Source organism: Sphingomonas sp. 7/4-4, assembly GCF_027941955.1.
In the GTDB taxonomy this organism is placed as follows: Bacteria; Pseudomonadota; Alphaproteobacteria; order Sphingomonadales; family Sphingomonadaceae; genus Sphingomonas.
The window spans coordinates 857951-883266 of record NZ_CP115960.1 but is presented as its reverse complement, the minus strand read 5'-3'; the positions used below and the strand labels follow the sequence as shown (position 1 = coordinate 883266).

General features: G+C 66.4%; 23 protein-coding genes and 5 pseudogenes. 10 read left to right on the top strand and 18 right to left on the bottom strand.

The window, feature by feature from the left end; all coding sequences use genetic code 11:
- Nucleotides 1-9: 9 nt before the first annotated feature.
- The 4 genes and pseudogenes from PIB19_RS04590 to PIB19_RS04575 all read left to right on the top strand — a co-directional run bounded on the left by PIB19_RS04590 (nt 10) and on the right by PIB19_RS04575 (nt 4529).
- Nucleotides 10-1170: a D-alanyl-D-alanine carboxypeptidase family protein gene (locus PIB19_RS04590; protein WP_271239851.1), complete on the top strand. Its 1161-nt coding sequence runs from the start codon at nt 10-12 to the stop codon at nt 1168-1170.
- A gap of 103 nt (nt 1171-1273) precedes the next feature.
- Nucleotides 1274-2250 (top strand): annotated as a pseudogene (locus tag PIB19_RS04585) (DNA polymerase III subunit delta').
- A 40-nt stretch (nt 2251-2290) separates the two neighbouring features.
- On the top strand, nt 2291-2716 hold the full coding sequence (locus tag PIB19_RS04580) for a MerR family transcriptional regulator (RefSeq protein ID WP_056613000.1): 426 nt from the start codon (nt 2291-2293) through the stop codon (nt 2714-2716).
- A gap of 10 nt (nt 2717-2726) precedes the next feature.
- Nucleotides 2727-4529: an acyl-CoA dehydrogenase C-terminal domain-containing protein gene (locus PIB19_RS04575; protein WP_271239850.1), complete on the top strand. Its 1803-nt coding sequence runs from the start codon at nt 2727-2729 to the stop codon at nt 4527-4529.
- A 491-nt stretch (nt 4530-5020) separates the two neighbouring features.
- On the opposite strand, the gene PIB19_RS04570 is transcribed toward PIB19_RS04575, so the two are convergent.
- The 4 genes from PIB19_RS04570 to PIB19_RS04555 all read right to left on the bottom strand — a co-directional run bounded on the left by PIB19_RS04570 (nt 5021) and on the right by PIB19_RS04555 (nt 9422).
- Complete coding sequence (locus PIB19_RS04570; protein ID WP_271239849.1) at nt 5021-6424, bottom strand: cell wall hydrolase; 1404 nt, start codon at nt 6422-6424, stop codon at nt 5021-5023.
- A gap of 186 nt (nt 6425-6610) precedes the next feature.
- Nucleotides 6611-7531: a cysteine synthase A gene (cysK, locus tag PIB19_RS04565; RefSeq protein ID WP_271239848.1), complete on the bottom strand. Its 921-nt coding sequence runs from the start codon at nt 7529-7531 to the stop codon at nt 6611-6613.
- On the bottom strand, nt 7528-8850 hold the full coding sequence (locus tag PIB19_RS04560) for an MFS transporter (protein WP_271239847.1): 1323 nt from the start codon (nt 8848-8850) through the stop codon (nt 7528-7530). Before PIB19_RS04560 ends, cysK begins: the two co-directional genes overlap by 4 nt.
- Nucleotides 8851-8918: 68 nt before the next feature.
- Nucleotides 8919-9422 (bottom strand): hypothetical protein, encoded by a 504-nt coding sequence (locus PIB19_RS04555; RefSeq protein ID WP_271239846.1) that lies wholly within the window; start codon nt 9420-9422, stop codon nt 8919-8921.
- A gap of 163 nt (nt 9423-9585) precedes the next feature.
- On the opposite strand from PIB19_RS04555, the gene PIB19_RS04550 reads away from it, so the two are divergent.
- Nucleotides 9586-9930, top strand: coding sequence for a hypothetical protein (locus PIB19_RS04550; protein WP_271239845.1), 345 nt, complete (start codon nt 9586-9588; stop codon nt 9928-9930).
- Nucleotides 9931-10009: 79 nt separating this feature from the next.
- Here PIB19_RS04550 and PIB19_RS04545 read toward each other — a convergent pair whose 3' ends face one another.
- From PIB19_RS04545 to PIB19_RS23485, 5 genes and pseudogenes are all read right to left on the bottom strand, one after another.
- Entirely contained in the window at nt 10010-10531 is a 522-nt protein-coding gene (locus tag PIB19_RS04545; RefSeq protein WP_271239844.1) for a glycine zipper 2TM domain-containing protein, read from the bottom strand.
- A gap of 134 nt (nt 10532-10665) precedes the next feature.
- Nucleotides 10666-11094 carry a hypothetical protein gene (locus tag PIB19_RS04540; protein ID WP_271239843.1) on the bottom strand — a complete coding sequence of 143 codons (429 nt, stop codon included), beginning with the start codon at nt 11092-11094 and terminating at the stop codon, nt 10666-10668.
- Complete coding sequence (locus PIB19_RS04535) at nt 11087-11386, bottom strand: hypothetical protein (protein WP_271239842.1); 300 nt, start codon at nt 11384-11386, stop codon at nt 11087-11089. The genes PIB19_RS04540 and PIB19_RS04535 overlap by 8 nt, the downstream gene beginning before the upstream one ends.
- A 130-nt stretch (nt 11387-11516) precedes the next feature.
- Nucleotides 11517-11960: a hypothetical protein gene (locus tag PIB19_RS04530; RefSeq protein ID WP_271239841.1), complete on the bottom strand. Its 444-nt coding sequence runs from the start codon at nt 11958-11960 to the stop codon at nt 11517-11519.
- Nucleotides 11961-12174: 214 nt separating this feature from the next.
- Nucleotides 12175-12324, bottom strand: a pseudogene (locus PIB19_RS23485) (hypothetical protein); the annotation flags it as partial.
- Nucleotides 12325-12538: 214 nt separating this feature from the next.
- Here PIB19_RS23485 and PIB19_RS04520 point away from each other — a divergent pair.
- Nucleotides 12539-12910: a GFA family protein gene (locus PIB19_RS04520; protein WP_271239839.1), complete on the top strand. Its 372-nt coding sequence runs from the start codon at nt 12539-12541 to the stop codon at nt 12908-12910.
- A gap of 16 nt (nt 12911-12926) precedes the next feature.
- Here PIB19_RS04520 and PIB19_RS04515 read toward each other — a convergent pair whose 3' ends face one another.
- Together PIB19_RS04515 and PIB19_RS04510 are read right to left on the bottom strand one after the other, a co-directional pair.
- Nucleotides 12927-13349: a type II toxin-antitoxin system VapC family toxin gene (locus tag PIB19_RS04515; protein ID WP_271239838.1), complete on the bottom strand. Its 423-nt coding sequence runs from the start codon at nt 13347-13349 to the stop codon at nt 12927-12929.
- Nucleotides 13349-13588 (bottom strand): type II toxin-antitoxin system Phd/YefM family antitoxin, encoded by a 240-nt coding sequence (locus PIB19_RS04510; protein ID WP_271239837.1) that lies wholly within the window; start codon nt 13586-13588, stop codon nt 13349-13351. Before PIB19_RS04510 ends, PIB19_RS04515 begins: the two co-directional genes overlap by 1 nt.
- A gap of 137 nt (nt 13589-13725) precedes the next feature.
- On the opposite strand from PIB19_RS04510, the gene PIB19_RS04505 reads away from it, so the two are divergent.
- Nucleotides 13726-14433, top strand: coding sequence for a hypothetical protein (locus PIB19_RS04505; protein ID WP_271239836.1), 708 nt, complete (start codon nt 13726-13728; stop codon nt 14431-14433).
- A gap of 51 nt (nt 14434-14484) precedes the next feature.
- Here PIB19_RS04505 and PIB19_RS04500 read toward each other — a convergent pair.
- A pseudogene (locus tag PIB19_RS04500) lies at nt 14485-16792 on the bottom strand (ATP-dependent helicase).
- A 72-nt stretch (nt 16793-16864) separates the two neighbouring features.
- Between PIB19_RS04500 and PIB19_RS04495 the strand changes: the two are divergent.
- On the top strand, nt 16865-17047 hold the full coding sequence (locus tag PIB19_RS04495) for a hypothetical protein (RefSeq protein WP_271239835.1): 183 nt from the start codon (nt 16865-16867) through the stop codon (nt 17045-17047).
- A 63-nt stretch (nt 17048-17110) separates the two neighbouring features.
- A pseudogene (locus PIB19_RS04490) lies at nt 17111-18750 on the top strand (inorganic phosphate transporter).
- A gap of 9 nt (nt 18751-18759) precedes the next feature.
- Here PIB19_RS04490 and PIB19_RS04485 read toward each other — a convergent pair.
- Complete coding sequence (locus PIB19_RS04485; RefSeq protein WP_271239834.1) at nt 18760-18909, bottom strand: hypothetical protein; 150 nt, start codon at nt 18907-18909, stop codon at nt 18760-18762.
- Nucleotides 18910-19071: 162 nt separating this feature from the next.
- Here PIB19_RS04485 and PIB19_RS04480 point away from each other — a divergent pair, with 162 nt between their 5' ends.
- A complete protein-coding gene (locus PIB19_RS04480; protein ID WP_271239833.1) occupies nt 19072-20340 on the top strand; it encodes an MFS transporter in 1269 nt (422 codons plus the stop codon).
- Nucleotides 20341-20463: 123 nt separating this feature from the next.
- On the opposite strand, the gene PIB19_RS04475 is transcribed toward PIB19_RS04480, so the two are convergent.
- The 5 genes and pseudogenes from PIB19_RS04475 to trpB all read right to left on the bottom strand — a co-directional run bounded on the left by PIB19_RS04475 (nt 20464) and on the right by trpB (nt 25285).
- Complete coding sequence (locus tag PIB19_RS04475; protein WP_271239832.1) at nt 20464-20904, bottom strand: DUF6628 family protein; 441 nt, start codon at nt 20902-20904, stop codon at nt 20464-20466.
- Between the two features lie 70 nt (nt 20905-20974).
- Nucleotides 20975-22283, bottom strand: a pseudogene (locus tag PIB19_RS04470) (bifunctional folylpolyglutamate synthase/dihydrofolate synthase).
- A gap of 97 nt (nt 22284-22380) precedes the next feature.
- Nucleotides 22381-23241, bottom strand: coding sequence for an acetyl-CoA carboxylase, carboxyltransferase subunit beta (gene accD, locus PIB19_RS04465; RefSeq protein WP_271239831.1), 861 nt, complete (start codon nt 23239-23241; stop codon nt 22381-22383).
- Complete coding sequence (gene trpA / locus PIB19_RS04460; protein ID WP_271239830.1) at nt 23238-24044, bottom strand: tryptophan synthase subunit alpha; 807 nt, start codon at nt 24042-24044, stop codon at nt 23238-23240. The genes accD and trpA overlap by 4 nt, the downstream gene beginning before the upstream one ends.
- Nucleotides 24041-25285 carry a tryptophan synthase subunit beta gene (gene trpB / locus PIB19_RS04455; protein ID WP_271239829.1) on the bottom strand — a complete coding sequence of 415 codons (1245 nt, stop codon included), beginning with the start codon at nt 25283-25285 and terminating at the stop codon, nt 24041-24043. The genes trpA and trpB overlap by 4 nt, the downstream gene beginning before the upstream one ends.
- Between the last annotated feature and the right edge of the window lie 31 nt (nt 25286-25316).

The window sequence follows — 25316 nt, the reverse complement described above, 5'->3', positions numbered from 1 at the left end:
CGGACACCGATGAACAAGCTTTTCGCCGCCTCGATCCTGGCCCTCGCCGTCGCTTATCCCACCACTGCGCAGACTCCGCCCTTCGATACGCCGGCGCCGATCGCCTATCTGGAGGACTTGTCCTCGGGCGCGGTGCTCTATGCCAAGGATGCCGATCGCCGCATCCCGCCGGCATCGATGGCGAAGATGATGACGGTCTATGTCGCGTTCGACCTGATCAAGCAGGGCAAGCTCAAGCTCAGCGACACCGCCGAAGTCCGCCCCGAGACGTGGAAGAAGTGGCATTCGCAGGGCTCGACCATGTTCCTCGCCGTCGGTGAGAATCCGCGCGTGGAGGATCTGCTCAACGGCATCGTCACGCTTTCGGGCAACGACGCCTGCGTCGTGCTTGCCGAGAAGATCGCGGGCACCGAGGAAGCGTTCGTCAATCTGATGAACCAGCAGGCCAAGAAGCTTGGCCTCACCAACAGCCAGTTCGGCACGTCGAACGGCTGGCCCGACGAGGGCCGCACCTTCGTGACCGCGCGCGATCTGGCGCATCTCGCCAAGGCGACGATCCAGGATCACCCGCAGCTCTACAAGCAGTTCTACAGCCGCACCTCCTACACCTGGGGCAAGACGCTCGGCGCCGGTGAAGCGATCACGCAGGGCAATCGCGATCCGCTGCTCGGCCGCGTCCAGGGTGCCGATGGGCTCAAGACAGGGCATACCGACGAGGCGGGCTATGGCTTCACCGGATCGGCCGATCAGAACGGGCGACGGCTGGTGATGGTCGTTGCAGGTCTCAGCACCTACGGCCAGCGCGCCGAGGAATCGGTGCGTTTCATGCAATGGGGCTTCCGCGCGTGGAGCCCGCAGCCGATCGCGTCGAAGGGCAAGAGGATCGGCGAAGTCGAAGTGCAGGGCGGCGGATCGAGCAGCGTCGGCGTCGTCGCGCCGCGCGACCTCAACGCCACCGTGCCCGCGGGCACCTCGCTCAAGATGACCGGCAAATTGGTCTATCTCGGGCCGGTAAAGGCGCCGATCAAGGCGGGGCAGCACATCGCCGACCTGATCGTCGAGACGCCAGGCATGCCGACCCAGACGCTGCCGGTGGTGGCGGAGGCGGATGTCGGCGAAGCGGGCTTCTTCCGCCGTGTATGGCTGGGGCTGACGTCGCTGTTCGGCTAATCCGTCACCCCGGCGAAAGCCGGGGCCCAGAGCCACACGCGATATCGCCCTTGGCTCTGGGTCCCGGCTTTCGCCGGGATGACGTTGGGGGTTAAACCATCGGATGGCTCTGATCGGCAACGAATCCGCCCGTGACGCGCTCGCCGCTGCGATGGCCAGCGGTGCGCTGCATCATGCCTGGCTGATCGCCGGACCCGAAGGCGTAGGGAAGGGGCATTCGCGCGCATCGCCGCGGCGCGGATGCTCGCCGAGGGCAGCGAGCCGCAAAAGCTCGGCCCCGGCTGGGAAGTCCCCGAAACCACCCAGACCGCGCATTTGATCGCCGCGGGCGCACACCCCGATTACCGCGAGCTGGTGCGGCTGCCCAAGGACGCGGCCAAGCCCGATGAGGCGCTCGCCCGCTCGATCACCATAGCGCAGGTGCGCAGCCTGCAGCCCTTGTTCGCGACCAAGCCGTCGCTCAGCAGCCGTCGTGTCGTCGTCATCGACTCGATCGACGATCTCGAGCGCGGCGGCGCCAACGCACTGCTCAAGAATCTCGAGGAACCGCCCGCGGGAACGATCTTCCTGCTCGTCAGCCACGCGCCGGGGCAATTGCTGCCGACGATCCGCTCGCGCTGCCGGTTACTGCGCTTCGAGCCGCTGCCCGCCGAGCAGGTCGCCACGATCCTGCGGGCCGAGCTGCCGCAAGCGAGCGCCAGCGAGATCGAAGCATTGGTGCGGGCCGGCGAAGGCTCGCCCGGCCGCGCACTCGGCTTTGCCGGGCTCGACCTCGCCGCGCTGGAAGGCGACATGGCCGCGCTCGCCGAGACCGGCGATCCTTCCAACGCAGTGCGCTCGCGGCTTGCCAAGCTGCTCGGCGCTAAGGCCGCGCAACCGCGCTACGAAGCGTTCCTGCACCGTTCGCCGAGCTTCATCGCCGAGCGTGCCCGCACGCGATCGGGAGAGGGACTGCGCACCGCACTCGACGCCTATGCCGAAGCGCGTGAGCTGGCGGGAGCGGCGACCGGGCTATCGCTCGATGCCGGCGCCACCGTGTTCGAGATGTCGGGGTTGATCGCGCGCTTGTCGCCACGCTGATCGCTTGACGTTCACGTAAAGGTAAAGCTATAAAGCGGCCATGCCCGCTGCCGCCTTTCCGATCGAGGCCCTGGCGCCGATCGAGCCGCGTCCCGAACAGGATGCCTTCTCCATCTCCGATCTGTGCGCGGAGTTCAGCGTCACGCCGCGTGCGCTGCGCTTCTACGAAGATGAAGGGCTGATCGCACCCGAGCGGCGCGGCACCCAGCGCATCTATTCGCATGCCGATCGCGCCCGGCTCGCCTGGATCCTGCGCGGCAAGCGCGTCGGCTTCAGCCTGGCCGAGATCAAGGAGATGATCGACCTCTACGATGTCGACGACGGCCGCCGCATCCAGAAGCAAGTGACGCTCGCGCGCTGCCGCGATCGCATCCAGCTGCTCGAAAACCAGAAGCGCGATATCGACGCGCACATCGCCGAGCTCCAGCAATTCGTCGAACTGCTCACAAGCAGCGACAGCCACTGAGGAACCTGAAATGCCGCAATATACGCCGCCCGTGCGCGACACGCGCTTCATTCTGGATTCGGTGATCGGGCTCGAACGCTACGCCAATCTGCCCGGCTTCCAGAACGCGACGCCCGACATGGTCGAGGCCGTGCTGGAGCAAGGCGGCCAGTTCGTCGCCGAGGTGCTTTTCCCGCTCAACCATTCGGGCGACCAGCAGGGATGCACGCGCCACGACGACGGCAGCGTCACCACGCCCGACGGCTTCAAGGAGGCGTACCAGCAGTTCGTGGAGAGCGGCTGGGGCACGTTGAGCGCGCCCGCGGAGTTTGGCGGCCAGGAGATGCCGCACGTGATCTCGACGGCGTTCCAGGAATATATGATCTCCGCCAACATGGCCTTCGCCATGTATCCGGGGCTCACCCACGGCGCGATCGCCGCCTTGCTGGTCAAGGGCTCGGACGAGCAGAAGGCCAAATATGCGCCCAGGATGATCTCGGGCGAGTGGGGCGGCACGATGAACCTCACCGAGCCGCAATGCGGCACCGATCTCGGGCTGATCCGCACCCGCGCCGAGCCCAATGCCGATGGCAGCTACAGCATCACCGGCACCAAGATCTTCATTTCGTCGGGCGAGCATGACCTGACGAGCAACATCATCCACCTCGTCCTGGCGAAGACCCCCGGCGCGCCCGAGAGCACCAAGGGCATCTCGCTGTTCGTGGTGCCCAAGTTCATGGTCGGCGACGACGGATCGCTGGGCGAGCGCAACGCAGTGACGTGCGGCTCGATCGAGCACAAGATGGGCATCCACGCCAACTCCACCTGCGTGATGAATTATGACGGCGCGAAGGGCTGGCTGGTCGGCGAGGAGATGAAGGGCCTCGCCGCGATGTTCATCATGATGAACGCGGCGCGGCTCGGCGTGGGGCTGCAGGGCCTCGGTGTCGGCGAGACCGCCTTTCAGAACGCGGTCCAATATGCCGAAGATCGCCGCCAGGGACGCGCATTGACCGGTCCGGCCGAGCCCAATGAAAAGGCGGACACGCTCTTCGTCCACCCCGACGTCCGCCGCATGCTGATGGAAGCCAAGGCGCAGACCGAGGGGCTACGCGCATTGTGCCTGTGGGGCGCGCTGCAGGTCGACCTCGAACATGCCGCCGCGACCGAGGAGGAGCGCCAGCTCGCCGCCGATCTGGTCGGCCTGCTCACGCCGGTGATCAAGGGCGTCGGCACCGATATCGGTTACAAGGTCGCGACCGACGCGCAGCAGGTCTATGGCGGGCACGGCTACATCGCCGAATGGGGCATGGAGCAATATGTCCGCGATGCCCGCATCTCGATGATCTACGAAGGCACCAACGGCGTGCAGGCGATGGATCTGGTCGGCCGCAAGCTCGCGATAAACGGCGGGCGTGCGGTGCAGGCGTTCTTCAAGCTGGTCAGCGAGGAAATCGCCGCGGCGAAGGGCGACGAGAAGCTCAAGACCTTCGCCGAGGCGCTGGAAAAGGCGCTGGGTCATCTCCAGGGCGCGACGATGTGGCTGGCGGCGAACGGCTTCCAGAACCCCAATCATGTCGGCGCCGGCGCCTATCCCTATATGCAGCTCACCGGCACGGTCGCGCTGGGCCTGATGTGGCTGCGCATGGCGAAGGCGGCGGCCGACGCGTTGGCAGCGGGCGGCGAGAATGCGAAGTTCCTCGAAGCCAAGCTGGTCACCGCGCGCTTCTATGCCGAACGCTTCCTGCCGGATGCCGGCGCGCTCCGGCGCAAGGTCGAGAGCGGCAGCGACGCCGTGATGGCGCTTGATCCGGAGATGTTCCGGGCGGCGTAGGTTGGAGACTCAATCAGGCTCTCGGACAATGAATAGGATTGTAGCCTAAATCCCTCTCCCGTCGGGAGAGGGTTGCGCAGACTTGGGTCCGCTTCTTCAGCGGGCCCTAGTCGGAGCTGGGTGAGGGATCACCCTCTCGATAGCGGGAAACCCTCACCTAGCTACGCTAGGCAGCAAGCTGCCAAGCTTCGCTACCTCTCCCACCGGGAGAGGAGAAGAACAGTTTGAATGTCGTTACGGTCCAGCGTCATATTCGCCGCCCCGCCGCGCACACCCCGCTTGCAATGTAGGATTTCGCCTGCTTGGCTGAGCTGTCGGGACTGTCCCGCCGCTCTTTGACCCCGTGGGTTCCATGCTCGAAACAGGCTGTCGCGCGCGCAATAAAATTACGCAATGAATCGCGTTACGGCCAAAAGAGTCAATTTAAGACGCCTTTGCGCCTCGATTTGCGGGGGTAGAGCGGCTCTCAGGCCCTTCAGGTGACAACCGAATCAGTGGCTTTCGGCCGGACGTGGCGCAGGCGAAGCGTTGACGACCGGCAGCGACAGCGAAATCTGGGGCTTTGGCGCTGCCGGCGCAGGATCGGTCTTGCGACGCACGCCGGTCAGCGGCGCCGGCCCGGCCACCGCCGATTTGGTGTCGGGGAGTGGAGTCGCCGCCGCACCGGGCTGTACCGTCGCGACCGGAGCGAGTGCCGGCGGTTGCACGCGCATGCACTGGAGCGGGCTGGGGCGTTTGAACTGCCCGCAGTTCCACAGCGCCTTGGCATAGCCCTGCGCCTGATCGCGCAGATAGCTGAACGACATCGCCGCGGTCTGCGCCGGCGTGGCGGGGAGCTTGGCGGGCTTTTGCTTCGGATCGGTCCACGCCATGAACTTGCAGTAGAGCCGCTCGCCGCAGGTCTTGATCGCCAGCGCCGCGAAAGCATCGGCGTTCATCTTCTTGTCGAGCACGACGAGGAAATGATTGGCGTCCAGTCCCGCCCCGACAGGGTTGGGCACCGCGCTGTCGGGGATCGTCGCGGGATCGATGAGTGAACCGTCGCCCTGCAACGCCGCCTCGAGCGGATTGGTCGTGTCACCCTGGTGGGCATTCGACAGCCGCGCCATCTGAGGCACGTTCGGCTCGACCCCGGCATAGCCGCGCGTGAAGGCCGGGGGCGTGCCCCACCAGCCGGTCCAGCGGAAGAACAAATGCGTGTCGACCGCGGTGATCTTCTCGAGGCTGGCGCTCCAATAGGGGACGACCCAGTTGGTGTGATAGTGCGTGGCGTGGCCGACCGCGCGATAGACCGAACCGTCGAGCGCCGCGCGCGCCACGTCGCGGGCGCGTTGCCACGCCGCCGGGCTCGGCGAATAGCGCAGTATCGCACCGTCGCACGTGAAGGTGAACTGGCAGCCGGTGCTCCGCTCGGATCCCTGGAAGACCACGCCACAGATCGTCTTGGGGAAAGCGGGGTGGCGCATCCGGTTGATGATCACCTGCACGACCGCGCGCTGCCCCTTGGCATCGTCGCCGGCCTCGTAATAGCCCGCTGCTGCGAGGCAATCCACGGCCCGGGCCTGGCTGTCGGCGGCGCCCGAAAGGTGGAAGGCGCGTGCCGCGGGGTTGGGCAGGGTCGAGAAGGGGATCGCGGCGTTGATCGCACGCGCATCCTCGGGGGCGACTTCCTGCAGCTTGAGCGGATCGACCGGCGGCAGCTCCTGCTTGGGGACGACCCGCTTCGAGATCACCACCGGCGGGCGCTTGTGAACAACCGTGCGCGGCGTGTTGGATACGAGCAGCACCGGCACCGCGACTGCGACGAGCGCCAGCAAGGCAATGACGATGCGCAGATAGAGCGGGGCGGGGCGCCGGGGTTCTGGCGGCGCAAGCGCGGCCTCACGGGTTTGCATGAGCATCTTCGCCGCTGCCCTCAGCCCCGCCGCACGGGCTGGCAAATCGAGGTCGAGAAACGGCGAACGGACAAGATACTGCTCCAGCGGGGTCGCCGCCCATAACGCAGCAAGTACGAATTTGGAACCATTGCGCCGTCGAAACGCCGCAATGGCCCGATGACCTGCATTATGCCGGCGCCGCGATCAGCTCTCCGGCAGGAACTCCGGAACGCTCAGATAGCGCTCGCCGGTATCGTAGTTGAAGCCGAGCACGCGGCTGCCGTCGGGCAGGTCGGGCAGCTTCTGCAGGATCGCCGCGAGCGTCGCGCCGGACGAGATGCCGACGAGCATGCCTTCCTCGCGTGCGGCGCGGCGGGCCATGTCCTTGGCGACGCCGGCATCGACCTTGATCACGCCGTCGATCGCATCGGTGTGGAGGTTCTTGGGCACGAAGCCGGCGCCGATGCCCTGGATCGGGTGCGGGCCCGGCGTACCGCCCGAGATCACCGGCGACAGCTCGGGTTCGACTGCGAACACCTTGAGGCCGGGCCAGCTCTTCTTGAGCGTCTCGGCGACTCCGGTGATGTGGCCGCCGGTGCCGACGCCGGTGACGATCACGTCGATCGGCGTATCGGCGAAGTCGTTGAGGATTTCCTGCGCGGTCGTACGCACATGCACATCGATATTCGCAGGATTTTCGAACTGCTGCGGCATCCACGCGCCTTCGGTGCTCTCGACGATCTCCATCGCCCGCTCGATCGAGCCCTTCATGCCCTTCTCGCGCGGCGTGAGATCGAAGCTGGCGCCGTAAGCGAGCATCAGGCGGCGGCGTTCGAGGCTCATGCTCTCCGGCATGACGAGGATCAGCTTGTAGCCCTTGACCGCGGCGACCATCGCAAGGCCGACGCCGGTGTTGCCGCTGGTCGGCTCGACGATCGTGCCGCCGGGCTGGAGGTCGCCGGAAGCCTCGGCCGCCTCGACCATCGCCAGCGCGATGCGGTCCTTGATCGAGCCGCCCGGGTTCGCGCGCTCGGACTTGATCCAGACCTCGGCGCCGGGGAACAGCTTCTGCACGCGGATGTGCGGAGTGTTGCCGATCGTATCGAGGATCGTGTTCGCCTTCATGTCGTCATCTCCTTGGGAGGCACTTCGAGGTTGGCCGGAGGATCGAAGGTGCGAGCCCGCCTGAGTTCGGGGAATAGCTTGGCCCACACCAGTGTGACAAGGATCGCGCCGATGCCGCCACCGATCACCGCGGCCAGCGGGCCGATCAGTGCGGCGAGGAAGCCGGATTCGGCTTCGCCCAGTTCGTTCGAGCCCGAGATGAACAAGGTCGATACCGCCCCGACCCGGCCGCGCATCTGATCCGGCGTGTAGAGCTGGATCAGCGACTGGCGGACATAGACCGATACCATGTCGGCCGCGCCGAGCACGAACAATGCGACGAGCGAGAGCAAAACCGCGGGGGCGAAGTCATGGCCGACCGCCGAAGGGCCGATCAGCCGGATCAGCAAGGGTGCCGAGGCGCCGAACACCACGGTCGCGGCCCCGAAGATCGCCACGGCGAGCAGCATCTTCTTGCCCACCTCGGTCTTGAGCGGGCGCCATGAGAAGAACAACCCGATCATCACCGCGCCCAATGCGGGCGCAGCGCGGAGATGGCCGAGGCCTTCGGAGCCGACCTGGAGGATGTCGCGGGCATAGACCGGCAGCATCGCCGTGGCGCCGCCGAGCAGCACCGCGAACAGGTCGAGCGAGATCGCCCCGAGCACGAGCCGGTTGCGGCGGACATAATGGAGGCCGTCGACCATCTGCGCCCACGGGCTGCCGGTGAACTTCATGCTGGTGCGCGGGACCGGCGAGATCAGCAGCATCATCACCAGCGCGAGAGTAAACAGCCCCGCGGCGACGAAATAGGGCACCGAAGCACCTGCGGCGTAGAGATAGCCGCCCATCGCCGGGCCGATCACGGTGCCGATCTGCCACGAGACCGAGCTCAATGCGATCGCCGTGGGCAGGCTCTCCTTGGGCACGAGATTGGGCGCTAGCGCTCCAAGCGCAGGACTGGCGAATGCGCGCGCTACACCCAGCAGCGCAGCGATGCCGAACAGGGCGGGGAGGGTGATCGTGCCGGTCCAGGTGAGCCAGCCCAAGCTCAGGCCGCACAGGGCTTCGAGCGCCAACGCCGCCCGGGCGATCCAGCGGCGATCGATGCGGTCGGCGAGCCAGCCGGCGAACAGCGACAGCGCCAGCAGCGGCAGGAACTGCGCCACGCCGATCAGCCCGAGCTGGAACGCGGCTTCCTTGATCGTCATCGTCTCGCGGGCGATGTCGTAGACCTGCCAGCCGATCACGATCACCATCGCCATCTGCCCCAGCGTGGCGGCGAAGCGGGCCACCCAGTAAGCGCGGAAATTGGCAATCGCAAAAGGGTGGATCGGCATGCCGCCGCTCTTGGCGCGTCCCGCCCTGCACTGCAACTCGGGATTGCCTGGCGGCGAAATAGCCCCTGTCAGGCCGGCAGTTTGATGCCGTCGAACAGCGCGCCGCGAATCTCCCAGGCTTCGGCGGCATAGGTTTCGCGGGTGGGACCCTCGCGAGAACCGTCGGGCTGGACCGGGAGCAGCGGGACGATATCGGCCGCTTCGGCCTCAAGCCGGATGCGGATCCGCTGCATCAGCCGGGCGATGCCGCGGCGATAGGTTTCCCAGTGGTCGGCGGGATGAGGGCCGTGCCAGCGCGTGACGTGCTGGCGATATTCGGCCATCAGCGCCGCAGTCTCGACGCTCGCCAGCGCCGCCGCCCGTTGGGCATGCTCGCGGCGATCGCTCATCATCGGACCATAGACCATCGATTCCATCCGGGCGAAATGAAACAGCAAGTCGCGCGTGAAGGCCCAGCGCTTGTCGGACATGGTGTTGCCTGGGGGCGGGGGCGGGCCTGCGGCGAAACGCTCCACCGCGTCGACGTTGGCGAGGATGCGGCAATGTTGGGCGAGCAGACGATCGACGGACATTGGGGGACGATACTCCTGGCTCCCCTGTGCAGCCTGTTAGCGAATGCCGGGTAAACCCGCGGCTCCGGGGAAGGCCGTAATGGTGTTGCTACGGACGTGGTTGCACAGCCGCGCCGAATCCGGTCTTGCTGCACTGCGGCATAAAGCCTATATTCCTCGCGCCATGTATCTCAGCGACTCAGACCAGACCGCGCCGAGCGGCACCGTGCCGACCCTGTTCGAAGCCATCGTCCGCACCCGCTGCGTCGAGGCGACGTACAATGGCGGCCGCGTGATCCTTGCCCCGCACGTCGCCTTCACGCGTCACGGCGAAGTCTATGTCGGCGCCACCACGATCGAGCGCGACGGCGTGCCTCCCAAGGAAGAGAAGCTCGGCCTGTTCAAGCTCGCCGGACTCGGCGGCTTCACGCTCGCCGATCGCGGCTTCACGCCCAGCAACATCTTCGATCCCGCCGACGAACGCTTCGCGGCCGAGACCCTGCTCGCGGTGGAACGCACCGCGGCCTGATCCCGGCCGAAAGGCCAGCTTTTGTTTTCGCATTTTCCGAGTCGTCAGGTGCACCAGGTGCACCTGACTAGAAAATGCTTTAGCGGCAGCGGACCTGCTGCTGGTTGCGATCGATCGCCGAGCCGGCCGCACCGCCGGCGATCGCGCCGAGCAAGGTGCCCACGGTGCTCGAGCGGCGGCCGGCGATGACGTTGCCGAACAATCCGCCCGCCGCCGCGCCGACGATCAGCCCGGTCGTGCCGTCGTTGCGCTTGCAATAATAGCGCCCGTCCTCGCCGCGATAGACGCGCTCGTCCTGCGACAGCGTGCGCTCCTGGTAATTGCCCGAGCGATAATCGCGCGCCGGATCGTAATTGGGATCGTCGTCGTAGCGCGGATCGTACGAGGTCGGGCGCGACGAGGCGCGCGAGCGGCGATAGCGATCGACCGCCGCCTGATATTGCTCATATTCATTGTCGAAGCGGCGCTGCGCGGCATCGAAGCGCGCCTCCTCGTCCTGATACGAGCTGCTGCCGTTGTAGCGCGTGCTGGTCTGCGCCGAAGCGGGTGCGGCGACGACGAGCGCAGCGGCGAGGGCCGCAAGGCTGGTGATGGTCTTCATAATGCTCTCCTCCAATGCCGTGATACGGACGGCGACTCCGAAACGTTCCGGCAATATGCGTGAAGCGTGACTGAACGTCGGGCGACATGCTCGAAATCCGTGCGCTAAATTGACTCTTTTGGCCGAAACGCGATTCATTGCGTAACTTTCTTGCGCGGCGGCTCGCGCCGCGCGTTGAGCACGGCAAGCGCGAGGCGATAATCGAAGCGGTGGCGCGTGCCGACCTGCTTGCCCCGATAAAAGCGCGGGCTGGTGATACCGTGGATCGCGCGCTCCATCGCCTGGCCGAACGCGTCGTCATAGCCCATCTGCAGCGCCACGTCCCACGCGGCGGCGAAGCTTTCGGCGCCGGGCCGATCGCGGAGATTATAGGCCGATTGCTTGGTCATGCCGACTGCGCGGGCGGCGCGGAGCACCGTGCCCATCACGGCAAGCGCGGCGATGAAATCGCGCTGCCGGCGCTCGGTCCAGCCATTGTGACGGACGCGATCGAGCGCGACGGGTGTGAAGGCGAGGGGATCGGGTTCCTCGGCCTCGGGCGAAGCGGGCGGGGATTCAGCCACAAGCCGAACCCTTTGCGGCGCGGATGGCGCGGTGAGCCAAGGCGAGCGCCAGCCGTGCCTTGGCCATCCCATGGCAGGCTGCATCGACGCGTGCCAGTTGCGTGGAATTGAGACCGCCCCGGCGCAGGAAGCGCGTGGCGAGGGCATCGGCCTCCGCCTCCTCGACTGCGCGCCGCCACGCCCGCGAAAAGGCGCTGCGCCGGCCAAGGCTGCGGCGGAAACAGGTGACGGCGTGCGCGCTGGCGCCGATGCTGGCGGCCGCGGCGGACACGTCGCCGGTCCGAAGCAGCATATAGAGGAAGGCGCGCTGGCGTTCCGCCGGCCAGTCGGGGCGGGGCGCGAGCTTGATCGCGGCGAAGGGGAGGGCGACTCGGTCATCTACGAGTTCTATCTCAGACGAAATCCTACATTGGAAGCCGCGATCAGCCGGCGCAGTCCCGCCGCAGCAAATCGAATCCCTCGCCGAGGTCTGCCGCGAACTCGGCATCGGGGAATGCGAGGATCGTGCGGGTGCCGTCGGGTTTCTTCGCCACCAGTTCGAGCTTGAACGGGCCGTCGCGGCGGATTTCCGCGATGCTGCCCCAGTCGACGCGCCAGCTGCGCGCGGACTTGGCATTGGCGTTGATCTTCTCGACCGGCGTCGCGAACTCGGTTTCGCAGCGGCGGAGCGTCTTGCTGGTGGTGATCGTGCGGACGAGCAGCGAGGTCTTCTTCATGTCGTCGCGCGCATGAGTGACGGTGATCTCGCCGTGCGGTGCGGCCAGCTCGGCGTCGAGCGCGTGCTGGACGGCCTCGACGCTGGGCGGCGCCTGAGTCTGCGCGGCGGCGGGTGCCGCTGCGAGGATGAGAAACGTGGCGTGGATCATGTTGTGCTCCCCGGTATTTGCCGGGTGGTAGCATGCCGCGCGGGGCTTGCCAGCGGCTGAACGGGGGCTCAGCGGGGGCGGGGTTCGTCGGTGTGGCGGAGCAGCCATTCGCGGGCGTGCGCGGCCTCGTGGCGCTCATAGACTTCGTAATGCACCCCGGGATCACCGCGCCCTCGATCCGGCTGACGGTCCGGACCCAGCCGGCATCGGCGACGATCGCGACGCGCTCGATCTGGCGGATCATGCGGAAGACGAGGGTGAGGTGTTTCAATTCCTCGGCGATCGCCGAGAGCGAGATGGAGGGCGAGCCGCGGACATCGGCGAGGACGTCGAGCTGCGGCATGTCGTCGAGGAGCGCGGCCATGCGCTCCAGCGCGGCGAAGACATCGGCGGCGGCGAAATGCCCCTCGGCGACGACCTCGATCGCGCGGGGGAGAGGGGGTTATGGTTAGCATGCCGGATTCCTGGAGTTTGGCGCATCAACGCGGGCGCGCGCAGCTGGTGCCATCGCTCAGTGGTGCAACCGGCGACGGTGCCGCGCGTAGAGGCCTGAGGACGGAATCCGTGGAGGAATACCGATGACGCTGACCGGGCGATGCCATTGCGGGCGCAACGTCTTCGAGGTGGATGGCGAACTGCCCGAGGCACTGACGCGCTGCACCTGCTCCTTCTGTTCGAAGCGCGGGCATCTCTATGCCTATTACACGCCCGAGCAGCTGCGGGTCACGCTGGCGGATAGCGACGCGGTGTACCGCTGGAACTCGCGGCAGGTCGCGAATCATTTCTGCCCGGCCTGCGGGTGCGACCTCTATGCCGACAGTCCCGACTTCCAGAAGGACGGCAGCTGGGACGGAAAGACCCGCCGGATCGCGATCAACGCACGACTGCTGGACGATTTCGAGGCGGCGGACTGGCCGGTGACGGTGCTCGACGGGAAGAATCTATGGTGAGGGCGTGCGGCGCGGCTCAGATCCGCTCGATGGCGATCCCGAGTTGGAGCGCCGCGCCCGCCATGGTTCGATCGAGCGTGACAAGCGACAGCCCGCCGCTTTGCGCGATCGCCAGATGAAGCGCGTCTCCCGCCCGAAGGCCGAGATCGGGTCGATCGCAAAGGGTTGCGGCGGCCTCGAAATGGTCCGGCGCAACGGCGATGTCGGCAAGGTTGTTGTCGCGGAAGCGCCGCCAGTCGTTCCAGGCGGCCACGCGCTGTTCCAGCGTGAATGCGCCGGTCCGGACCTTGATCGAGAGCGCGCTGGAAACCTCCGTAGCCACCCAGCCGCTGCACAGGATCGGCGCGTCGGCGTGATCGGCGAGCCAGTGCCAGATGCGCTCGCTATGTTCTTCCTGCGTGATCGAGGCGACCGCCGCCGAGGTGTCGAGGTAGAACATCAATAGCCGCTGTCGCGCATCTTGCGGATCAGGTCGGCGGCGCTTTCGTGCTGATAGGGCAGCTTGTTCGCGGCGAGGCGAAGTGCGGTGACATCAACTGGCTTCTTCTCGGGCAGCGGCGGGACCAGCCGCGCGGCGGGCTTGCCGCGGCGAACGATCTCGATGCTCTCGCCGGCCTCAACCCGATCGACGATCTCGCTGAGGCGCGCCTTGGCGTCGGCCAGGTTGATGCGTTCCATGGTGGCGAGGGGCTCCTGACTAGTTTGGTGACTATATCACGGAACTTCGACAGCGCGAAAGGCGAAATGTCCTCAAGCTTGTCCTGCGAAAAAAACGCGCTACCCTACAAGCAATAATAACAAACGGCGGAGGGGTAATGCGCAATCGCGATATTTTCGAGGAGATCGATCGTCATCCCGACCGATTTTTCATTATCCACTATTCATCTCAATCTCTTTTTGACGCTGAGGCGGGGGCATTGTCTCCCAGAATTACCTCTGTCGTCGTTCGGCACTACAAAACCGGCCAGACCGTTAGTTTTGCGACTCATACGTCTGCTGAATCGCTTGGCATCGGGCCGGATCAGGTTGAGGCTCAATACGACGAGATTGAAAAAGACTTACTGGTAAAATTCTATAATTTTGCGCGGGATCGTAGGGAAAAATATTGGATCCATTGGAATATGCGGAATGTCGTGTTTGGGTTCGAACACCTGGAACACCGATATCGTAAGCTGACGGGCCAAGAACCTCCGAGCATTCCTGTTGAGGTGCGCTACAACCTTAACGATGCTCTTAAGGCGCGCTACGGAGAAGATTATGTACCAGATCCTAGAATGCTATCTCTGATGAATCTGAATGGAGGAAAGATACAAGGATTTCTAACCGGTGCCGAGGAAGCGGAGGCATTTAAGGTTAAGGATTTCATTCGGATGAATACCTCCACCATCGCAAAGGTAGGATTTTTCAGTTACGTCATAAGTTCTTCGATAAAGGGTAAGCTAAAAACTTCCGGGAAAGCGTTTATAAATCGGATTGATAGGTTGCTTGAGAGTCGACGGGCTTCGTGTGATCGCCGCAGTTAGTGCTTGCGTTGGAATTGTCGTCGGATGCATCCAGCTCTATCTTTGGATACGCTAGTCAACGCTCACAAAACTATCCATCACCCGCTTCCGCCCGGCGACCTCAAAGTCGATCTCGAGCTTGTTGCCTTCGATCTCGGCGATCACGCCGTAGCCGAACTTCTGGTGGAACACGCGTAGCCCCACTGACAAATCAGCCCGCGGCTTGGCGCCGAAGCTCACCACGGAGGCATGGCTCTCCAGCACCCGTGTCGGTTCGCGGGAGAAGGTGCGGCTGGTGAAGCTGCCGCCGGGGTTCTTCGCGTCGATGCCCGCGGCGCGCTGCCAGCCGGGGCCGCGGCCGGTGCTTCGGCCGACATCGGCGAAGGGGTCGGCGCGCTCGGACCAGTTGGCGCGCCACAGGCTCTCGCCGCCGGACATGGTGGTCTCGCTCTCCACGTGTTCGCCGGGCAATTCGGCGACGAAGCGGCTGGGGAGCGACGAGGTCCATTGGCCGTAGATTCGGCGATTGGCGGCGTGGAGGATCGTCGCGCGGCGGCGGGCGCGAGTGATCGCGACATAGGCCAGGCGGCGTTCCTCCTCGAGGGAGGCTAGCCCGCCTTCGTCGAGCGCGCGCTGCGAGGGAAGATGCCTTCCTCCCAGCCGGCAAGGAACACCGTGTCGAACTCGAGGCCCTTGGCGGCGTGGATCGTCATGATCGTGACCTTGGGCTCGTCGGCCGAGGCTTCGTTGTCCATCACGAGGGAGACGTGCTCGAGGAAGGCCGTGAGCGACTCGTATTCCTCCATCGCGCGGACGAGTTCGTTGAGGTTTTCGAGCCGGCCGGCGGCTTCGGCGGTGCGATCGGCCTGCCACATCGCGGTGTAACCGGACTCGTCGAGGATGATGCGGGCGAGCTCGGGGTGGGGGAGGGTGTCGCCCATGCTGCGCCAGCGGGCGATGTCGCCTATGAGATTGCCGAGCGAGCGCCGGGCCTGGGGGTGAGTTCGTCGGTGTCGAGGATGCGCGCGCCGGCGGTGGTGAGCGGCAGGCCCTGCGCGCGGGCGAACTGGTGGACTTTTGCCAGCGCCTTGTCGCCCAGGCCGCGCTTGGGGACATTGACGATGCGTTCGAAGGCCAAGTCGTCGGCGGGCTGGGCGACGACGCGGAGATAAGCGAGCGCGTCGCGGATCTCGGCACGCTCGTAAAAACGGAAGCCACCAATGATGCGATAGGGCAGGCCGATGCTGATGAAGCGGTCTTCGAACTCGCGGGTCTGGTGCTGGGCGCGAACGAGGATCGCCGTGTCGTCGAGGCTGAGTCCGCCACGCTGGAGGCCCTCGATCTCCTCGCCGACGCGGCGCGCTTCCTCGGGGCCGTCCCAGATGCCGAGGACCTTGACCTTCTCGCCCTGGTCCTTCTCGGTCCACAGGGTCTTGCCGAGGCGGCCGCCATTATTGGCGATGACGCCGGAGGCGGCGGCGAGGATGTGCGGGGTGGAGCGGTAATTCTGCTCGAGGCGGATCACCTTGGCGCCGGGGAAGTCCTTCTCGAACTTGAGGATGTTCTCGACCTGCGCGCCGCGCCACGAATAGATCGACTGATCGTCGTCGCCGACGCAGCAGATGTTCTTGCGCTCCTGCGCTAGCAGGCGGAGCCAGAGATACTGGACGCTGTTGGTGTCCTGATACTCGTCCACCATGATGTAGCGGAAGCGGTTCTGATATTGGGACAATATCTCGCGATCGGTCTTCAGGATCACGAGCATGTGGAGGAGCAGGTCGCCGAAGTCGCAGGCGTTGAGCGTGCGAAGGCGGTCTTGATAGGCGGCGTAGAGTGCCTGGCCCTTGCCGTTGGCATAGGCTTCGGATTCGCCGGCGTCGATCTCCTTCGGGGTGAGGCCCTTGTTCTTCCATTGGTCGATCAGCCCGGCGAGCTGGCGTGCGGGCCAGCGCTTCTCGTCGATATCGGCGGCGCTGATCAGTTGCTTGAGCAGGCGGAGCTGGTCGTCGGTGTCGAGGATGGTGAAGTTGGACTGGAGGCCGACCAGCTCGGCATGGCGGCGGAGCATCTTCGCGCCGATCGCGTGGAAGGTGCCGAGCCACGGCATGCCCTCGACCGCGTCGCCGACGAGGCGGCCGACGCGCTCGCGCATCTCGCGTGCGGCCTTGTTGGTGAAGGTGACCGAGAGGATTTCGCTGGGATATGCCTTTCGCGTGAACAGCAGGTGCGCGAGGCGCGCGGTGAGCGCGGCGGTCTTGCCGGTGCCGGCGCCGGCGAGGACGAGAACGGGACCCTCGGTGGTGAGCACGGCCTCGCGCTGGGGTTCGTTCAGACCCCGCAGATAGGGGGCGTCATCGGGGGCGGGCGCGGGGAGAGTCATTGGCGAACAGGTAGGGAACGCGAGCGTCGGGAGCAAGTTGCTTCGGGCGCGGCGGGCGGCTAGGGCGGGCATATGTGGCGCAACCGGAAATTGAGGCTGGGCATCGTGCTGGGGATCGCCGTGATCGCGGCGTATGTGGCATGGCGGACCAACCAGACCGCGCCGGCCAAGCCGTGCGAGCCCGGGCGACACGAGGAAAAGGACGCCAGCGGCAAGGTGATCAAGGTCACTCGGACCACCTGCTTCGAGAAGTAAATCCACAGATTCGTGACGAGGGTGTCATCACTCTGTCACGTCCGCGAGTCAGGGCCATGCATCATGGCCACACTCGCACTGGACCAGGCTCCGACGGCCGACACGCCGCGGACCTCGCGATTCGACTATAAGCCGCACCCATTGGCCAAATATCTGTTCGCGGCGCTGCTGCTCGGCGGGATGGCCTTTGCCGGGTGGAACGTGCTCACCGATACGCGCGGCGTGGGCGAGGAGCTGGCGCTGGGGGTGTTTGCCTTTCTCGGGCTGGCGCTGCTGATCGCTTTGGGGTTCGAGTTCGTCAACGGCTTCCACGATACCGCCAACGCCGTCGCGACGGTGATCTACACCAATTCGATGCCCGCGCACTTTGCCGTGGTCTGGTCGGGGTTCTTCAACTTCCTCGGGGTGATGTTCTCGAGCGGGGCAGTGGCCTATTCGATCATCACGCTGCTGCCGGTCGACCTGATCCTCAATGTCGGTTCGGCAGGCGGGTTCGCGATGATCTTCGCATTGCTGCTCGCGGCGGTGCTGTGGAACCTCGGCACCTGGTATGTCGGGCTGCCCAACAGCTCGAGCCACACGCTGATCGGATCGGTGCTCGGCGTGGGTTTCGCCAACCAGCTGATCCAGGCCGGATCGCGCGGCGGCACCGCGGGCGTCGACTGGAGCCAGGCGCAGAAGGTGCTTACGGGCTTGTGGATGGCGCCGCTGATCGGCTTCGGCGCGGCATTGCTGCTGCTCCTCGTGATGCGCGCAGTGGTCCGCCGGCCCGAGCTCTACAAGGCGCCCGACGGCGACAAGGCGCCGCCGCGGGGCGTGCGTGCGCTGCTGATCTTCACCTGCACCGCAGTCTCGTTCAGCCATGGCTCGAACGACGGCCAGAAGGGCATGGGGCTGATCATGCTGATCCTGATCGGCTGCGCGCCCACGGCCTATGCGCTCAACCGGACGCTGCCGACGAGCGCGACCCCGCCTTCGTGCAGACCGCGAACACCGCGACCGCGGCGTTCGACGCGCGCAGCGGCGGGATCGTGATGGCGCCCGATTTGGCGCGCGCGACGCTGACCGGAGCGCTCCAGCAGCGCAAGGCCGAGGGGCCGACGGTGTTCGCCGCGCTCGAAAGCCTGTCGACCGACCTGACCCAGCGCGTCGCGAGCTATGGCTCGCTGAGCAAGGTGCCCGCCGAGGCGACCTCGAACGTGCGCAACGACATGTATCTGGTGCTCGACACCACCAGGCTGGCGACCAAGCAGCCCGACGATTTCCAGCCCGACGAGCTCAAAGCGATCAAGGCGTTCCAGACGAGCCTCGAAGCGGGGACGCGCTTCATCCCATTATGGGTGAAGATCGTCGTCGCGATCGCACTGGGGCTGGGGACGATGATCGGCTGGAAGCGGATCGTGATCACCGTCGGCGAGCGGATCGGCAAGCAGCACATGACCTATGGCATGGGCGCGACCGCCGAACTGGTCGCCGCCGCGACGATCCTCAGCGCCGACCGCTTCGGGCTGCCGGTATCGACCACGCACATCCTCTCCTCGGGCGTGGCGGGCGCGTCGGTGGCCAACGGCCAGGGACTGCAGGGCAGGACGATCGCCCAGCTCGCCGCAGCGTGGCTGCTCACGCTGCCGGCCGCGATGGCGCTGTCGGGCGGGCTCTATTGGCTGATGCTGACCGTGGTGAAGGCGTACGGGCTGAGCTGAGGCAGCCGCTCAGATCCTCTCACAGACCTTTTCGACTGCGTGCGCCGCGATTTCGAGGGTGAACCGCACGCCGCCGGTATCCGCGCGGAGATCGGCGCGGAAATGGTCCATCGGATTGTAGAAATGCACCAGCGCGCCTGCAGCGAATGCGAAGAGCATCGCTACAACTAGCCTGCGTCCTGCTGACTCGCGCATGGCCGACTCCCTAATTCCGGTGCTGCGATGGTGGCCCTTCGATACGCCGGCGAAACTGTCGCGGCGATGAACGGGGCTCCCCAAGCCGGCGCTTCCTTTCTAGGAGGGTCGGGAGAGAGGAAATCCATGACCGTCACTCCGATCGCATCGCACCGCCGCATCCTGTTCGCGAGCCTGGTAGGCACTTCGGTCGAGTTCTACGATTTCTATATCTACGCGACCGCGGCGGCCCTGGTGTTCCCGGCGCTGTTCTTCCCCGCGACCGACCCTGCACTCGCGCAGCTCGCTTCCTATGCCAGCTTCAGCGTCGCCTTCTTCGCGCGACCGCTCGGAGGCCTCGTCTTCGGCCATTATGGCGACCGGATGGGACGCAAGACGACATTGGTCGCTTCGCTGATGCTGATGGGCATCTCGACCGTGCTGATCGCCTTCCTGCCGACCTATGCGATGATCGGCTGGGTCGCACCGGCTTTGCTCTGCCTGTTGCGCTTCGGCCAGGGGCTGGGGCTGGGCGGCGAATGGGGCGGCGCGTCGCTGCTCGCGGTCGAGAATGCGCCGCGCGGCTGGGCCTATCGCTATGGCGCCTTCCCGCCGATGGGCGCGCCGGTGGGGTTCATCTTCGCCAACGGCTTCTTCCTGCTGCTCGGCGCATTGCTCACCGACGACCAGTTCCGCGAATGGGGCTGGCGGCTGCCGTTCCTCGCCAGCGCGGGCCTGGTCGGCCTGGGGCTATGGGTACGGGTCAAGCTGACCGAGACCCCCGCCTTCGTCGAAGCGCAGGAGGCCGCGCCGCCGCCGCGCATTCCGGTGGGCGAGCTGCTGCGCGAGCATTGGCTGCCGACCGCGGCCGGCACGATCGGCACCGTCGCCTGCTTCGCGCTCTTCTACATCTCGACCGTGTTCATCATCGGCTATGCCACCCGCGGGCTCGGCTATGACCGCGAGAGCTTCCTCGCGGTCGAGCTGGTCGCGATCCTGTTCATGGCGGCGGGCATCTGGATCGCATCGAGCTATGCCGATCGCATCGGCGCCGCGCGGGTGCTGGCGATCGGCTGCGTCGCCACGGTGTTCGTTGGGCTGACGATCGGGCTGTTCGTCACTGCGAACGCGCTGGCCGGCGTGTTCGCGTGGCTGGCGCTGGGGCTGTTCGTGATGGGGTTCGTCTATGGACCGCTGGGCGGATGGCTGCCGAGCCTGTTCCCGGCACGGGTGCGCTACACCGGGGTTTCGGTGACCTTCAACATCGGCGGGATCATCGGCGGCGGGCTCACGCCGTTCATCGCGCAGGCGCTGGCGGAGAAAGGCGGGCTGGCGCTGGTGGGCTGGTATCTCGCCGGCGCCGCGGCGCTGAGCCTGCTGGGGCTGGCGCTGGTTCGGAAGCGTGGGGCGGTTTGAGCTTAAGCCCCTCCCCTTCAGGGGAGGGGTTGGGGGTGGGGCCTGTCCGTCTCACCGAGCCCAAAGCCTGCCGCACTGCCCCACCCCAACCCCTCCCCTGAAGGGGAGGGGCTAAGATCGTCCTTACGCCACTGCCGCCTCATCCAGCGGCAGCGCCAGATCGGCAAAGGCATTCGCCAGCGCATGCGCCGTGAAGCCGATGCTGGCGGCGTCGCGGACGCCGAGCAGGTCGGCGAGGAGCATGTTGGCGCGGGCCGGATGGGTGCGGACGCAAGCGATCACTTGCAGCAAGGTCGCCTCGGGGCCGGTCATCCGCGCGCAGCACCAGGGCGCGATCTGGATCGGGCCGGCCGATGCCGTCGACATCTCCGCCATCAATGCGCGGAGCAGCACCAGCGGGCGCTGAAATCCCTTGCCGAATGCCGTGACGAAGGCGTGCGCGGTGCAGGCGTCGTGGAGACCATGCGCGCCCATCTGGCGGATGCCGAACAGCAACAGGCGGGCGCCGGCATCCTCGGGCTGGAGCGCGGGCAGGGCAGCGGCAAGGGTCTTGGTAGCGGACATGAACGACTCCGCGTGAATGATGCGGGGATTGTCGCCAGTCCGCTATTGCAAGTCAATCGCAATAACTGAATCAGTCGGGCAGTTCGTCGTTCGCGTCGAGCGCCGTACCGGCAAGATAGAGTGATCCGAGGATCAGCACGACCGGCGCGTCGTCCTGCGGGATGGCCGCGAGCGCCGTGGGCAGATCGACTGCCTCGCCTGCCGCGAGCCCGCTGCGCCGGGCGAGATTTGCGAGGTGAGACGGGGCATGGTGCGGGTGACCGGGAACCGGAACGGCGGTGAGCGAGCGGGCGATCGGCGCGAAGCGATCGATTACCGCGGCGGCGTCCTTGTTCTCGAGCATGCCGAGGACGAGGTGGAGCGGGCGCCCCTGCGCCACACCGGCGGCAGCGCGGCTGACTGCCTCGGCGGCGTTGGCATTGTGGCCCCCGTCGAGCCAGAGCTCGGCATCGGCGGGGAGCAGCGCCGTCAACGGCCCGGGCGAGAGGCGCTGCATGCGTGCCGGCCAGCGTGCGGTGCCGGCGGCGGTGCGCAGCGCGTCGTCCGGAATGGTCAATGCGCGCTGGTGGCGCAAAGCGGCGATGGCGAGCGCGAGATTGGCGGGCTGATGCGGACCGGCGAGGACGGGGAGGGGCGTGATCAGCTCGCCCATGGCGTCGCTATAGTGCAGCGCGTCGTTCCGTGTTTCGAACGACCAGGCCTGACCTTGCGCGAGGACCGGCGCGGCGACGGTCTCGGCGAAGCGGTCGACTACGTCGGCGATGTCGGGGGATAGGCCATCGTCACCAGGGGCACGCCGGGCTTGGCGATGCCCGCTTTCTCCGCGGCGATCTGCGCAAGCGTGTCGCCGAGGAACGACTGGTGATCGATGCCGAGCTGGGCGATCGCCGTGACGGCCGGTTTCGGGACCACGTTGGTCGCGTCGAGGCGGCCGCCGAGGCCGACTTCGACGATGCACGCATCGGCGGGCGTGCGGGCGAAGGCGAGGAAGGCGGCGGCGGTGGTGACTTCGAAGAAGCTCGCGCCGATATCGCCGCCGGCATCGAGCACCTCCGCGAGCAGCGGGGCGAGTTGGTCGTCGGCGATCAGCGTGCCGGCGAGGCGGATGCGCTCGTTGAAGCGGACGAGGTGGGGGCTCGAATAGACGTGGGCAGTCAGGCCGGCGGCCTCGATCGCAGCGCGCAGAAAGGCGCAGGTGGAGCCCTTGCCGTTGGTGCCGGCGACATGGAGGACGGGGAGAGTCGCAGATGCGGGTTACCGACGCGGTCGAGCAATCGGGTGATGCGCTCGAGGCCGAGGATGTCGGCGCCGGGGGAGAGCGCGGTCAGCCGGTCGAGCTGGCGCTGGACGGCGGGATCGGTGGAGGTGGCGAAGTCCATCTACTCCTCTCTCCGCTTGCGGGGAGAGGGGCGTGAGGAAGGTGCGTCGCACTGCCCCTCTCCCCAGCCCTCTCCCCTGAAGGGGAGAGGGAGAGTTTCACGCCGCCGCCTTCGCGTCGACCAGCAGGCCGATCAGGCGGCCGAGCACCTCGCGTAGGTCCTTGCGGTGCTCGACCATGTCGACCAGGCCGTGGTCGCGATAATATTCGCTGGTCTGGAAATCGTCGGGCAGTTTCTCGCGAATGGTGTTCTCGATCACGCGGCGGCCGGTGAAGGCGAGCGTCGCGCGGGGTTCGGCGATCTGGACGTCGCCGAGCATCGCATAAGCTGCCATCACCCCGCCCGAAGTCGGGTCGGTGAGCACGACGATATAGGGCAGGCCCGCATCGTGGAGCATCTCGATCGCGACGGTGGTGCGCGGCATCTGCATCAGGCTCAGGATGCCCTCCTGCATGCGCGCGCCGCCCGAGGCAGTGAACACGATATACGGCGCCTTGGCGGCGATTGCGGCCTCGACACCGGCGATGAACGCCTCGCCGACCGCCTGGCCCATCGACCCGCCCATGAAGGCGAAGTCCTGGACGCCGATCACGGCCTTCTGGCCGAGGATCGTGCCGCTGGCGTTGAGGAACGCGTCGGGCTCGCCGGTCGCGGTGCGGGCGGCCTTGAGGCGGGCGGGATAGGGCTTCTGGTCGCGGAACTTGAGGGGGTCGTCGACGACCCTGGGACTGGTCAGCACGGCGTAGCTGCCTTCGTCGAACAGATATTCGAAGCGCCGTGCCGGCCCGATGCGCTCATGATGATCGCAGGTCGGACAGACGTAGAGATTCTCCTCCAGCTCCTTGGAGAAGACCATCGTCCCGCACCCCTTGCACTTGTGCCAGAGATTGTCGGCGGTCTCGCCGGGACGCGTAGTGACATAGGCGAGGGCGTTGCGGACGCGGCTGATCCAGCTCATGCGACTTCCTTGGGTGCGGCGAGCGCCGCGGAAAGGGATTGGATATAGGCACGGACGTGCGCGGGCGCATCGGCACCGTATTTGCCGACCAGCTCGACGATCGCCGAGCCGACCACGACGCCGTCGGCGACGCGGCCGATCTGCGCCGCCTGTTCGGGCGTGCGGACGCCGAAGCCGACGGCGATCGGCAGGTCGGTGGCGGCCTTGAGCTGCGCGACTGCGGTCTCGATCGAGGCCTGCGCGGCTTGCTGGAGCCCGGTGATCCCTGCGACCGAGACGTAATAGACGAAGCCCGAGGCGCCGGAGAGCACGGCAGGCAGGCGCGCTTTGTCGGTGGTCGGGGTGGCGAGGCGGATGACGTCGAGGCCGACTTCGCCGAAGGGGGCGAGCGTGTCGGCCTCCTCGGGCGGGATATCGACGCAGATGATCCCGTCGACGCCGGCATCGAGCGCCGCCGCCGCGAAGCTGGCGGGATCGGGGCGAGTCATGGTGTTGGCATAGCCCATCAGCACCAGTGGGACGTTCGCGTGGCGCTGCCGGAAGGCGCGGGCGATCGCGAGCACGTCGGCGGTGCGCGTGCCGGCACCGAGGCTGCGAAGGTTGGCGGCCTGGATCGCGGGGCCGTCGGCCATCGGATCGGTGAACGGCATGCCGAGCTCGATCACATCGGCGCCGCCCTCGACGAGGGCGTCGAGGATGGCGGCGGTATCGCCGTCGCCGGCGGTGACGAAGGTTACGAGCGCGGAACGGCCCTGCTCCTGCGCGGCGCTGAATGCATTGGAGAGACGGCTACGCGCGCTCACAGCTCGAACCCCAGCGCATCGGCGACGGTGAAGATGTCCTTGTCGCCGCGGCCTGAGACATTGACGACGATGATCTGGTCCTGCCGCATTTCGCGTGCCTTGGCGGGCACTGCTGCGAGTGCGTGCGAACTTTCCAGCGCCGGGATGATGCCTTCGAGGCGGCAGCAGAGCTGGAACGCCTCGAGCGCCTGGGTGTCGGTGATCGGGAGATAGTCGACACGGCCGCTCTCGTGGAGCCAGCTATGCTCGGGGCCGATGCCGGGATAATCGAGCCCCGCCGAGATCGAATGCGCCTCGGTGATCTGGCCGTCTTCGTCCTGGAGCAGATAGGTGCGGTTGCCGTGGAGGATGCCGGGGGCGCCGCCGGTGAGGCTGGCGGCGTGCTCGCCGGTCTCGATACCCTTGCCCGCGGCCTCGATGCCGAGCATCGCCACGTCGGGATCGTCTAGGAATGGGTGGAACAGCCCGATCGCGTTCGATCCGCCGCCCACCGCAGCGATCAGCAGGTCGGGGAGGCGGCCCTCGGCCTTGAGGATCTGCGCACGCGTTTCGGTGCCGATCACCGACTGGAAGTCGCGGACGAGCTCGGGATAGGGATGCGGCCCCGCGGCGGTGCCGATGATGTAGAAGGTGTCGTGGACGTTGGCGACCCAGTCACGCAGCGCCTCGTTCATCGCGTCCTTGAGCGATTGCGAGCCGCTGGTCACCGGCTGGACCTCGGCACCGAGCAGCCGCATGCGGAAGACGTTGGGCTTCTGCCGCTCGATGTCCTTCGCGCCCATGAAGATCGTGCACGGCAGCCCGAAGCGTGCCGCAACCGTCGCGGTGGCGACGCCGTGCTGCCCGGCGCCGGTCTCGGCGATGATCCGGGTCTTGCCCATGCGGATCGCGAGCAGGATCTGGCCGATGCAATTGTTGATCTTGTGCGCGCCGGTGTGATTCAGCTCCTCGCGCTTGAAATAGACCTTGGCGCCGTGCCCAGCGGGCGCGCCCTCGCGCAAAGCCTCGGTCAGCCGCTCGGCATAGTAAAGGGGGCTGGGGCGGCCGACATAATGTTCGAGCAGATCGTCGAACTGGGCCTGAAAGGCGGGATCGGCCTTGGCCGCGCGATATTCACGCTCGAGATCGAGGATCAGCGGCATCAGCGTCTCGGCGACGAAGCGGCCGCCGAACTGGCCGAAATGCCCGCGCTCGTCAGGCAGGTTTCGCAGCGAATTGGGTAGGGTAACGGTATCGGGCATGCTCTGTCTCCGGAAACTGGGTGCGTGGGCG

Bases quoted from the DNA above. Each gene is read 5' to 3' on its own strand.
- PIB19_RS04590 (WP_271239851.1), top strand. From the start codon at position 10: ATGAACAAGCTTTTCGCCGCCTCGATCCTGGCCCTCGCCGTCGCTTAT.
- PIB19_RS04580 (WP_056613000.1), top strand. From the start codon at position 2,291: ATGCCCGCTGCCGCCTTTCCGATCGAGGCCCTGGCGCCGATCGAGCCG.
- PIB19_RS04575 (WP_271239850.1), top strand. From the start codon at position 2,727: ATGCCGCAATATACGCCGCCCGTGCGCGACACGCGCTTCATTCTGGAT.
- PIB19_RS04570 (WP_271239849.1), bottom strand. From the start codon at position 6,424: ATGCAAACCCGTGAGGCCGCGCTTGCGCCGCCAGAACCCCGGCGCCCC.
- cysK (WP_271239848.1), bottom strand. From the start codon at position 7,531: ATGAAGGCGAACACGATCCTCGATACGATCGGCAACACTCCGCACATC.
- PIB19_RS04560 (WP_271239847.1), bottom strand. From the start codon at position 8,850: ATGCCGATCCACCCTTTTGCGATTGCCAATTTCCGCGCTTACTGGGTG.
- PIB19_RS04555 (WP_271239846.1), bottom strand. From the start codon at position 9,422: ATGTCCGTCGATCGTCTGCTCGCCCAACATTGCCGCATCCTCGCCAAC.
- PIB19_RS04550 (WP_271239845.1), top strand. From the start codon at position 9,586: ATGTATCTCAGCGACTCAGACCAGACCGCGCCGAGCGGCACCGTGCCG.
- PIB19_RS04545 (WP_271239844.1), bottom strand. From the start codon at position 10,531: ATGAAGACCATCACCAGCCTTGCGGCCCTCGCCGCTGCGCTCGTCGTC.
- PIB19_RS04535 (WP_271239842.1), bottom strand. From the start codon at position 11,386: ATGCTGCTTCGGACCGGCGACGTGTCCGCCGCGGCCGCCAGCATCGGC.
- PIB19_RS04530 (WP_271239841.1), bottom strand. From the start codon at position 11,960: ATGATCCACGCCACGTTTCTCATCCTCGCAGCGGCACCCGCCGCCGCG.
- PIB19_RS04520 (WP_271239839.1), top strand. From the start codon at position 12,539: ATGACGCTGACCGGGCGATGCCATTGCGGGCGCAACGTCTTCGAGGTG.
- PIB19_RS04515 (WP_271239838.1), bottom strand. From the start codon at position 13,349: ATGTTCTACCTCGACACCTCGGCGGCGGTCGCCTCGATCACGCAGGAA.
- PIB19_RS04510 (WP_271239837.1), bottom strand. From the start codon at position 13,588: ATGGAACGCATCAACCTGGCCGACGCCAAGGCGCGCCTCAGCGAGATC.
- PIB19_RS04505 (WP_271239836.1), top strand. From the start codon at position 13,726: ATGCGCAATCGCGATATTTTCGAGGAGATCGATCGTCATCCCGACCGA.
- PIB19_RS04495 (WP_271239835.1), top strand. From the start codon at position 16,865: ATGTGGCGCAACCGGAAATTGAGGCTGGGCATCGTGCTGGGGATCGCC.
- PIB19_RS04485 (WP_271239834.1), bottom strand. From the start codon at position 18,909: ATGCTCTTCGCATTCGCTGCAGGCGCGCTGGTGCATTTCTACAATCCG.
- PIB19_RS04480 (WP_271239833.1), top strand. From the start codon at position 19,072: ATGACCGTCACTCCGATCGCATCGCACCGCCGCATCCTGTTCGCGAGC.
- PIB19_RS04475 (WP_271239832.1), bottom strand. From the start codon at position 20,904: ATGTCCGCTACCAAGACCCTTGCCGCTGCCCTGCCCGCGCTCCAGCCC.
- accD (WP_271239831.1), bottom strand. From the start codon at position 23,241: ATGAGCTGGATCAGCCGCGTCCGCAACGCCCTCGCCTATGTCACTACG.
- trpB (WP_271239829.1), bottom strand. From the start codon at position 25,285: ATGCCCGATACCGTTACCCTACCCAATTCGCTGCGAAACCTGCCTGAC.